11 protein-coding genes and 1 pseudogene are annotated in these 10,300 nt (G+C 64.3%); 9 read left to right on the top strand and 3 right to left on the bottom strand.

All coding sequences use genetic code 11. The annotated features are described in order from the left end of the window. The first annotated feature begins 54 nt into the window (after nucleotides 1-54). The 9 genes from I0Q12_RS18430 to I0Q12_RS18470 all read left to right on the top strand — a co-directional run bounded on the left by I0Q12_RS18430 (nucleotide 55) and on the right by I0Q12_RS18470 (nucleotide 8,127). Nucleotides 55-573 carry an MFS transporter gene (locus tag I0Q12_RS18430; RefSeq protein WP_231610974.1) on the top strand — a complete coding sequence of 173 codons (519 nt, stop codon included), beginning with the start codon at nucleotides 55-57 and terminating at the stop codon, nucleotides 571-573. A 68-nt stretch (nucleotides 574-641) separates the two neighbouring features. Continuing rightward, nucleotides 642-1,547: an aldo/keto reductase gene (locus tag I0Q12_RS18435; RefSeq protein WP_197253344.1), complete on the top strand. Its 906-nt coding sequence runs from the start codon at nucleotides 642-644 to the stop codon at nucleotides 1,545-1,547. Nucleotides 1,548-1,593: 46 nt separating this feature from the next. Further along, nucleotides 1,594-2,640 carry a zinc-binding dehydrogenase gene (locus tag I0Q12_RS18440; RefSeq protein ID WP_197253346.1) on the top strand — a complete coding sequence of 349 codons (1,047 nt, stop codon included), beginning with the start codon at nucleotides 1,594-1,596 and terminating at the stop codon, nucleotides 2,638-2,640. Nucleotides 2,641-2,689: 49 nt separating this feature from the next. After that, nucleotides 2,690-3,055 (top strand): DUF2255 family protein, encoded by a 366-nt coding sequence (locus I0Q12_RS18445; RefSeq protein ID WP_197253348.1) that lies wholly within the window; start codon nucleotides 2,690-2,692, stop codon nucleotides 3,053-3,055. 47 nt (nucleotides 3,056-3,102) lie between these two features. After that, on the top strand, nucleotides 3,103-3,504 hold the full coding sequence (locus tag I0Q12_RS18450) for a cupin domain-containing protein (RefSeq protein WP_197253349.1): 402 nt from the start codon (nucleotides 3,103-3,105) through the stop codon (nucleotides 3,502-3,504). Continuing rightward, nucleotides 3,501-3,884: a nuclear transport factor 2 family protein gene (locus I0Q12_RS18455; protein ID WP_197253350.1), complete on the top strand. Its 384-nt coding sequence runs from the start codon at nucleotides 3,501-3,503 to the stop codon at nucleotides 3,882-3,884. The genes I0Q12_RS18450 and I0Q12_RS18455 overlap by 4 nt, the downstream gene beginning before the upstream one ends. Nucleotides 3,885-4,026: 142 nt before the next feature. Next, nucleotides 4,027-5,079, top strand: coding sequence for an NAD(P)-dependent alcohol dehydrogenase (locus I0Q12_RS18460; protein ID WP_197253351.1), 1,053 nt, complete (start codon nucleotides 4,027-4,029; stop codon nucleotides 5,077-5,079). A gap of 170 nt (nucleotides 5,080-5,249) precedes the next feature. Beyond that, entirely contained in the window at nucleotides 5,250-6,941 is a 1,692-nt protein-coding gene (locus tag I0Q12_RS18465) for a Na+/H+ antiporter (RefSeq protein ID WP_197253352.1), read from the top strand. Between the two features lie 166 nt (nucleotides 6,942-7,107). Further along, nucleotides 7,108-8,127, top strand: a complete 1,020-nt coding sequence (locus tag I0Q12_RS18470) for an aldo/keto reductase (RefSeq protein WP_197253353.1) — start codon at nucleotides 7,108-7,110, stop codon at nucleotides 8,125-8,127. 583 nt (nucleotides 8,128-8,710) lie between these two features. On the opposite strand, the gene I0Q12_RS18475 is transcribed toward I0Q12_RS18470, so the two are convergent. The 3 genes and pseudogenes from I0Q12_RS18475 to I0Q12_RS18485 all read right to left on the bottom strand — a co-directional run. Further along, a complete protein-coding gene (locus I0Q12_RS18475; RefSeq protein ID WP_226949895.1) occupies nucleotides 8,711-9,241 on the bottom strand; it encodes a Pycsar system effector family protein in 531 nt (176 codons plus the stop codon). After that, entirely contained in the window at nucleotides 9,208-9,930 is a 723-nt protein-coding gene (locus I0Q12_RS18480; protein ID WP_189637422.1) for an adenylate/guanylate cyclase domain-containing protein, read from the bottom strand. Before I0Q12_RS18480 ends, I0Q12_RS18475 begins: the two co-directional genes overlap by 34 nt. A 33-nt stretch (nucleotides 9,931-9,963) precedes the next feature. Then, a pseudogene (locus I0Q12_RS18485) lies at nucleotides 9,964-10,300 on the bottom strand (hypothetical protein); the annotation flags it as partial.

The raw sequence follows: 10,300 nt of genomic DNA on the forward strand, positions 1-10,300 counted from the left end.
TCAGTTCGTTTGGTTCCGGCTCGTACACCATCCTGATGGACGCAACCCGGCGCAATGATGTGTTTCTTCCTGTTCACCAGCCAATACCTGCAGGACGATCGCGGGTTCTCGGCGTTGGCAGCCGGATGCGCATACTTCCCGATGACGGTGGTCAACTTCCTCGTCGCCCTGGCTGTGCCGCGAATTCAGCGCAGGTTCAGCGGCCCGGCGCTGTTGGTGACGGGTCTCGCACTCGCCGTCGCGGGCATGGCTTGGCTGGCCCTGGTCGACGACGCCACCGCATACGTAGTCGGTATCGCTCTGCCGATGGTGCTGATCGGCGCCGGGCAAGGACTCGCGTTCGGGCCACTGACCGCCTCCGGCATCGCACGAGTGGCACCCGGGCAGGCCGGCGCCGCCTCAGGCGTCGTCAACTCGGTGCATCAGCTCGGCGGAGCACTGGGTATGAGCCTGGTGCTGGCCGTGTCCTCGAGCTACCCCGCCGCGATGGCCGCGGGCGCGGTGCTCCTTGCTGCGGCGCTGGCCTCCGCCGCCGTTCTGGTTCTCCCGGTAGGTCGGCGCGCCCGCGCCTGACCGGTTCTCGGCAACGGGGTACCAGCAGGGCCTGCCTCATCGTCTCGATCCTTCCTAGCGTGAAAGGCATGACAGTGAACACCGATTCCACTGCAATACCCACCCTCACCCTCAACAACGGCGTGCAGATGCCCGCACTCGGCTACGGCGTCTTCCAGACTCCGCCCGATGAGACCGTCGATGCTGTCGCCGAAGCACTTCGTGTCGGCTACCGCCATATCGACACGGCCGCGGCCTACGGCAATGAAAGGGAAGTCGGTGAGGCGATCCGCCGCTCCGGTCTCGACCGTGCGGACCTGTTCCTCGAGACCAAGATCTGGATCAGTGACTACGGGTACGAGGCCACACTTCACGCGTTCGACAAGAGCGCCGGCAAGCTCGGAGTCGAGGCCATCGACCTGTTGATCCTGCATCAAGCGCTGCCGGGCAGGTTCGATCTCACGATCGATGCGTACCGCGCACTCGAGACCCTCCTGGCGGACGGCAAGGTCCGCGCGATCGGTGTCAGCAACTTCATGCCCGATCACCTCGAGCAGCTGGCGCAGTCAACGACCGTGGTTCCGGCGGTCAATCAGGTCGAGGTGCACCCCTACTTCCGGCAGCCCGCCGTCCTCGCCGCCGACGACACCCGCGGCATCATCACCCAAGCGTGGTCACCGATCGGCGGCATCACCTTCTACCGGGACACCGGGCACACCAGCACCCTTGAGGATCCGACCATCCGCGGCATCGCCCGAGCCCACGACAAGACACCGGCGCAGGTCATGCTGCGCTGGCACCTGCAGCAAGGCCGCTCGGCGATCCCCAAGTCAGTGACACCGCACCGCATCGCCGAGAACTTCCACGTGACCGACTTCGACCTCACCGCGGACGAACTCGCCGCGATAGACGGCCTCGACACCGGCCGCCGCGGCGGCCCCGAACCGGCCGACGTCACCCTCGAAACCTTCGGCCGGGACATCCCCGAAGCCTGACCCCACGAACCTGACCCTTCCCGCACCCCTGAAAGGCCACCTCTTCATGCGAGCAACCTTCATGTACGGCGCCGGCGATGTCCGCGTCGAAACCGCCCCTGACCCTGTCATCCAGCAGCCCACCGACGCCATCGTGCGCACCGTGCTCGCCTGTGTATGCGGATCCGATCTGCACCCGTACCACTCCATGGATCCCGGGGTAGCCAACCCCATGGGTCACGAACTCATCGGCGTCGTCGAGGAAACCGGTAGCGCAGTCACGAGAATCAAGAAGGGCGACTTCGTCATCGCCCCGTTCGCGTTCTCCGACAACACCTGCGCGTTCTGCCGCGAAGGGTTCCACACCTCCTGCGTCCACGGCGGCTGGTACGGCTCCCCGCAAACCGGAGGACTGCAGGCCGAACTCGCCCGCATCCCCCAAGCCGACGGCAGCCTCGTCGTGGTGCCCGGCGTCGACCCGGCCACCGCCGACGACAGCCTCCTTGCTTCGCTGCTCACCCTCTCGGATGTCTACCTCACCGGCTACCACGCCGCCCATATGGGCCGTGTCGAGGCAGGCAAGACGGTCACGGTGATCGGTGACGGCGCCGTGGGCCTGTCCGCGGTCCTCGCCGCCCGCCAGATGGGCGCCGAGCGCATCATCCTCATGGGACGCCACACCGCCCGCACCGACCTCGGACGCAAGTTCGGGGCCACCGACGTCGTCGCCGAGCGCGGCGCCGAGGGCATCGCCCAGGTCATGGACCTCACCCGGGGCGAGGGCTCCCACGTCGTCCTCGAAGCGGTCGGCCACATGCCCGCCTACGAGCAGGCCTACGGAATCGTCCGCCCGGGCGGGGTGATCTCCCGCGTCGGCGTCCCGCAGTACGAGAACGCGCCCATCGGATTCGGTTCACTCTTCGGGAAGAACGCCACCCTCACCGGCGGACCTGCGCCCGTGCGCGCCTATCTCGAAGGCGCGATTCCTCAGGTGCTCGACGGACGCATCGACCCCGGCAAGGTGTTCGATGTCCGACTCTCTCTCGACGAAACCGCCGACGCCTACCGGCTGATGGATTCCCGAGAAGCCCTCAAGGTCGCCCTGCGCCCGTGACCCCGGGCGCAGCCCCTGTGACCGGAACAGCCCACCGAGGAGAGACCCCATGACCAACTGGATCAAGACGGACCTGGCCGCGATCGACCGCGACGGCGAACTACATGTCGCCGCCTACCGGCTCGACGGGACGTTGCGCACCTCGCGGATCGTGTGGCATGTCGTGGTCGACGATGCGCTGTACATCCGCTCGGTGCGCGGCACCGAAGGCGCCTGGTACCGCGGGGTGCAACGCACCGGTGCCGGCGTCATCGATGCGGGCGGCGTCCACGCCGAGGTGGAATTCACTCACGACGACACCCGTGACGATGCAATCGACGCCGCCTACCGCGACAAGTACGGCACCGGTTCCGCCGTTCACGCAATCACCAGCGAGCAGGCACGAGCCACCACGCTTCGCGTCGACCCGCGCTGAATTCCCGTCGCCCGCGGTGGGCGACCCGACCAAAAGAAGGCGGCACCATGCAGATCGACCCCCGCACCCCCACAACGAAGAACCCGCCCGAGCAATTCACCGGGGACGTCTGGCTGGACCCGATCGCCTTTCCCCGCGTCGGCGGCCAGCGGATGACCGTCGCGAAGGTGCAGTTCGCACCCGGCGCCCGCACCGCCTGGCACTCCCACGCCCGCGGCCAAACCCTCCACATCACTCAGGGCGTCGCGTGGGTGCAATCACGAGGTGGGACGCGGATCGAGGCATACCCCGGCCAGACGATCTACTGCCCACCCGGCGAAGAGCATTGGCACGGGGCGACCACAGATTCGTTCATGGAACACCTGGCCATGCTCGACAACGCCGACGACCCGGCGACGACCACAACATGGCTCGAGCATGTCACCGACGACGAGTACGACCCCCGATGACCTCCAAGGACGAGGTCGAAGCAGCCGTCCGTGAAAACTACACGCACCAACGCACCGCGATGATCAACGGCGATGCCGCTGCACTGAGCAAGCTACTCGGCCGCGACTTCACGCTCACGCACATGACCGGCTACGAACAGTCGAAGGCCGAATGGCTCGCTGACGTCGCCTCCGGCAGGATGCGATACCACGCAATCGAGGACATTGCGGTCGACGTCGAGACCGATGACGGGCCACCGGTTCTGACGGCTCGAACCAGAACGGAAGCCACCATTTGGGGCGGGCACGGCACGTGGCCGCTACAACTTGAGATCCATTACACCGTCACTGGCGACGGCCGCTGGGTGGCAGAAAGAACCCGGGCGTCCACGTGGCGATGACGGCGCGGTGGTGGACGTCCACGAAAGATCTGTCAATGCCAAGAAGAACGGTTACTGCCACACGCGATCGGTGGGCCTCGACTGGGGTTCTGCCGAACTGGCGTCCTCCGGTCGGCAGCCCTGATCACAACGAGGAGTTCTGATGCCCACCAATGTCAACGCCTACGGAACTACATCGGCAGGCACGCCGCTGACCGCGGTCACCATCGAGCGCCGTGACGTCGGTCCCCACGACGTGAAGATTGACATCCTTTTCTGCGGTATCTGTCACTCCGACATTCACTTCGCCACCGGAGAACTCGGTCCGCTGCCGGTCAGCCCCCTCGTCCCCGGGCACGAGATCGTCGGTGTGGTGACCGAAGTCGGCGATCAAGTGACCAAGCACTGCGTCGGGGACCGGGTCGGCATCGGTTGCATGGTCGACTCGTGCCGCGAGTGCGACAATTGCCGCGCCGGACAAGAGCAGTACTGCCTCAACGGCCATACTCTGGTGTTCGGAAGCCGCGACCGTGACGATTCCTTCACTCAGGGCGGCTATTCGCAGATGATCGTCGCAAATGAAGACTTCGTCGTGCACGTGCCCGAGAGCCTGGACCCGGCGTCCGCGGCGCCGCTGTTGTGCGCCGGAATCACCGTGTACGCGCCGCTCAAGCGCTGGGGTGCCGCTCAGGGCAAGAAGATCGGCGTCGTCGGCCTCGGTGGCCTCGGGCACCTCGGTGTGAAGATGGCCAAAGCCATGGGCGCGGAGGTGACCGTCCTGTCCCGCACGGAGTCCAAGCGAACCGCAGCTCTCGAACTGGGCGCGCACGACTACGCCGCAACCGGCGACTCGGAAACGTTCACCCGACTGGCGAACACCTTCGATCTCGTACTCAACACCGTAAGCGCACCGATCGACATCAACGCCCACCTCGGTCTGCTGCGTCTCGGGGGCACGTTGGCGAGCGTCGGTGTCTCCACCGAGCCGCTGCCACTGAACGCCTTCGCCCTGATGACCAACGGGCGCAACATTGCCGGCTCGCAATTCGGTGGTATCCGCGAGACTCAGGAGATGCTCGACTTCTGTGCCGACACTGGCGTGACTGCGGAAATCGAGCTGATCCCGGCCGAACGCATCAATGAGGCGTACGAACGCGTCCTCTCGTCAGATGTGAGGTACCGCTTCGTCGTCGACAACGCCTCGCTGACCAAGTGACGGACGAACGAGTCACATCTCGCTCACGGGCACGGTCGCTGATCGCCCTTGTGGGCCAAGCGGTCACCACAGAATCCGCCGACGCCGACAAGTCGCCGCGTGCAGCGGCGGGAATCCGCGTGAACCATCGTTCGGTGCAAAGCACGACAGGGTGAAGGGGAAGACGAATCATGAACGGCTTGCAGGTCACCGTGCTGCTGGGCGTGGCGGTACTTGCCGCGGCGATGCTCGCTCCACGCCTCCATATCGCAGCACCTCTGATCCTACTCATCGGCGGACTCGCTCTCGGGTTCGTGCCGGATCTGCGCGCGATCGAGTTGCCACCCGAGGCAGTACTGCTGCTCTTCCTGCCTGTCATGCTGTTCTGGGAGAGCCTGACCACCTCACTGCGGTCCATCAAGCAGGACTTCCGCGGCATCGTCATCCTCAGTACCTTGCTGGTGGTCGCGACCGCGTTCGCCGTAGCAGGCATCGCGCACGCGCTCGGGATACCGTGGCCGGCGGCGCTCGTCCTCGGGGCCGCACTGGCGCCGCCTGACGCCACGGCGGTCGCCGCCTTGGGACGCGCACTGCCACACCGCAACTTCATGCTGCTCAAAGCCGAAAGCCTCACCAACGACGGCACAGCGCTGGTGTTGTACGCGATCGCCGTCGGAATCGCCGTAGGTGGCAACTACACCGCCCTCGAGATCACCGGCCTAGTGGTTCTTTCGTACGCCGGCGGCCTTGCTGCTGGGGCGGTGGTCGCTGGGCTTGCCTATCTCACGCTCCGGCGGGTGCATGACGCACTGTCGATCAATATCGCCTTGATCCTGGTTCCGTTCGTCGCATACTTGCTCGCCGAGCTGATCCACGCCTCCGGGGTATTGGCGGTCGTGGCCGCCGGACTCATCATCGCCTACACCTCGGGTCGGATCAGTACTGCATCTTCTCGCCGTCAGACAGAGTCGGTGTGGCCGCTGGGAGCCTACTTACTCAATGGGTCGCTGTTCGTCCTGATCGGCCTCGAGGTCCAGGCCGTCACGCAGGATCTGTCCGCCAGCGACTTCGGGCGGCTATCTGTCATCGTCGCCGCGGTGTGGGTCGGGCTGGTGGCGGTGCGGTTCGGATTCCTGACCGCAACCGTGACACTGATCCGGCTGCTGGACCGCCGGCCTTCCCAACGAGCGCGCCGAATGAGTTATCGCGCACGATTGGTGAGCGCGTTCGCGGGCTTCCGGGGTGCAGTTTCGCTGGCCATCGCACTATCGGTCCCTACCACGACAAACAGTGGGGAGGCTTTTCCGGCACGGGACGACATCATCTTCGTCACCGCTGGCGTGGTCGTCCTGACGCTGCTCGTTCAAGGCCCTCTGCTGCCCTCCGTGGTCCGCTGGGCGCAGCTACCCGAAAACAGCACTGCCGCCCACGAGCTGGCCCTGGCCGAGCACGCGATCACCACTTCTGCGCTTGCCGCGCTTCCTGAGATCGCTGACAAGCACAGAATCAGCAGGCCGGTCCGCCACAAACTCGCCGAGGACTACAACGAGCATCTCGAGCTCATTGCAGCGACAACGCAGACCCCAGCCCCATCACCTGAAAGGAAAGTCGATCCACTCGCGACGGCACTCCGCGACACCGCTGACGAGGCAGCCGAGGACGGGACGGGACCGGAGACGCCGCCGTGCAGCTTGGACGAGCATGCACCCCTCGCGCGCTACACGGAATACACACAGCTGCAGCTCGCGCTTCTGTCCCATCAACGCGATGAACTTTCACAGCTGCGACACACCAGCACCATCGACGACTCAGTGGCTCGCCAAATCCAGACCCGCCTCGACGTCGAGGAACTTCGGCTCACCGGCGTCGACTCCTTCGAATAGACGTCCACATCACACAGAAACGGAGAACAACCCGACTGGGTCTTCGGACGGCGAACGGCTCGCCGGCCGGAGGAAACAAAGACCATCGGCTCGCACCGACCGTCGACGGCGGCCAGACCCATATCTACGCCGGCCACAACTGACCGGCGCAACGAAAGGAGACACCATGCAGTATCGACCGCTGGGGCGCACGGGCGTCCACGTCTCGACGCTCTGCCTCGGAACGATGATGTTCGGACCGTGGGGGAACGACGACCGTGCCGACGCGTCGCGAATCATCAACCGCGCAATCGACGCCGGCATCAATTTCATCGACACCGCCGACGTCTACTCGGCAGGCGCCTCGGAAGAGATCCTCGGCGAGGCCATCGCGTCGCGCCGCGACGAGGTGTTCCTCGCGACGAAATTCTTCATGCCGATGAGCGAAAGACCCAACGAGCGCGGCGGTTCGCGGCTGTGGATCATGCGTGAGGTCGAGAACTCGCTGCGCCGCCTCGGAACCGACCACATCGACCTCTACCAGGTGCATCGGCCCAGCCCCGACACCGACATCGAGGAGACACTCGGTGCCCTCACCGATCTGGTCCGCCAAGGCAAGGTCCGCTACCTCGGATCGTCGTCATACTCCGCGTCCCAGGTCGTCGAGGCGCAGTGGGCTGCGAAGGAAAACCATCTCGCGCGGTTCGTGACCGAGCAGCCGCCGTACTCGATCCTCGTGCGGGGCATCGAAGAGGATGTTCTGCCCACAACGCAGCGTTACGGCATGGGCACCCTCTCGTACAGCCCGCTCGCCGGTGGGTGGCTCTCAGGACGGTGGCGCAAGACCGCCGCCTCGGCGCCCGTGTCGCAGGCGCGGCCGAGCGCCCGCTTCGACATGTCGACCGCCGCCAACCAGCGCAAGCTCAACATGGTTGAGGACTTGGCAGTGCTCGCCGAGGAGACCGGTATATCGCTGATCGAGATGGCGATCGCGTTCGTCATCAACCACCCCGGCATCACGAGCGCGATCGTCGGTCCCCGCACGATGGAGCAACTCGAAAGCTACCTGCCCGCCGCCGAGACCATGCTGCCGGCCGACGTGCTCGACCGCATCGACGAGATCGTCGCCCCCGGCGTCACCGTCAACCCCGACGACAACAGCTACGGCGCGCACGAGTTGCAGCCAACTAGGCGCCGACGCGCGTAGACGCGCCAATCCTGGCCGTCCGCATCCGCCGGAAACACGCGCATGAACTGCCCGCAACTGTCGAGATGCAGTGAAGATTGACAGGACACGCCGCTCCAGATTGACAGAGGCTCGGTGAGACGAGAGCGCCAGTCAAGGTTTCATTCCGGGAAACCGCAGCTCAGAAGCATTATAAAGGCGCTAGTCGGCCCAGTTAATCTGCCTCGCCCATCTCGCTAGTCTTCGCTGCATCTCGACAAACAAAACAGGAGAATCGTGCGTATCGGACTCCAGGGCCGTAGTCACTCCATGTTTCTGCGGGATTGGGGACGTAAATTGCCGTTTACGCACCATCGCTGTCGAACTGCCAGGTGAGCGCATTTTTCGTTTCTGGACGGTGTCGAATCCCTCTGTAGCGTTCGCATCCGTGCAGAATCCATCGGACCTCGCTCCGACCGGGGCCGATCACGGTCCCCGCCGCCTCCAGGTCGGTGATGTCGGACCTGTCTGCCGATGTGGCCAGCATGGATCGATATCCAACGACCGAATGGGCTTGCCCTGACGAATCTGAGAACGAACCTGGTCGACGAGTTGTCTCTTCGATCTATCGGACCGAGGCACAGATCGCTAGTGCTGCGACACCGGCTGGCGCGAGGTTCATCGACCATTGCACGAGTCGATGTTTCATCCACGCGATCTTGCTCATCTCGTGAAGTTGTTTAGAGAGGACTGGTAAGAGCGCCGCCTCTTCGAGGCGGTACTCGATCTCGCAGGGTTGGAGGTGACGCAGGTGCCCGAAGTAGATGAAGTTGTTCGGTGCTTCTGCGGCGAGCTTGTCGCCACCACCACGAAGACGGGGGCGCACGACGAATGCTGCGAACAAGACTGCTGTAGCGAGCAGGACGATACCGATCACATACCAAGCCGTCGGCCATCCACCGGGGAGGTTATGGAACACTCGCTCCTTCGCGGACAAGGTCACTACACCGACGAGAAGTGCTGATTCGATGGTGAGAGCGAACGAAGCCTTGGTGTCGACCTTCGCGGTCCAGTCGGCGAGTGCAGCGTGGATCTTCCAGGCGGTATCGACGGGATCTTGGGTCATGCGTACGGCCGCTTCCACGTGGAACTGCACACGGTTTCCTTGCGGCTTCCGATCTGCACCTCGCCGTGAAACTTCCACATGCACTCTTCGTTCTTGAAGGAGTTTTTCATGCTCAGTTGGTCCCAGACGCGGTCGGAGATGATGGTTGTCCCGCCACCCTTGAAGTCGCTCAGCTTTGCCGCGATGTTCGGCGCGTCACCGATCGAAACCAAGTCGCTGTTCCCACGTACACCCGCTCGAACAATCAGAGCGGTTCCTACGTCGATGCCGGTACGATGCCGCACCCGCCAACTCGATCGAATCCACTCGTCGTAGTAGGCGTCGCTGTAGGTGAGGAGCTGGTCGTGGACGATGTCACCGACCACGGAAGTGATCCGTAGCGCCGCGTCCGTCGCTTGATTGGCTGCGTCGTCTCCGATGAATATCGCCATGACGCGGTCACCGTCGAATGATCGGATCTCACCGCCACGGTCACGAAGCACACGGGACACCGCATGGAGGTATGCCCGAATGATTTTTGCTGCATCCTGGGCGGTGAACTTGGCTGCCATGCCAGTGGAGTCGGCCATATCGGCATAAAGGTAGGCGGCGTCGAGGTAGACCGCGCCGTCCTTCTGCGCGACTGTGTCGGTGGTCGGTACCACCTTGGCCCATCTGGCATTGAAATCGGTCTTGATGATGTCGCGGACCGCTGTCATGCAGTCGTCCTTGAACCCCATCCGCATCCTCCTTGACGACGAACCGGCCTAGCTCTACGACTGGGTGGCCGCGGTGGGCGGAGTTGCGGCGTTGGTCTTGTCTAGTCGGTACACCACACCGAGCCAATCGAGCACGGTGATACCGCCGAGGTGATCGACGGCGATGCCGATCGGTCGCAGCACGCTCAGTTCACGGAACGGAACGCGCGAGGCGTTCCCGTTGCGGTCGAGGCAGGCGATGTTGTCGGTGAACGAATCCGCGTTGAAGTTGGTGATGTAGACATTCCCGTCGGCGTCGACGTCGACGTCGGTCGGTGAACCGGTCTTTCCGAACCGCAGGGTTGTCTCTACGCCGTCGGCGCTGAGCTTTTTGATCGGTTCGACGCCGTGG

This window comes from Rhodococcus sp. CX, from assembly GCF_015865005.1.
Classification (GTDB): Bacteria; Actinomycetota; Actinomycetes; order Mycobacteriales; family Mycobacteriaceae; genus Rhodococcus.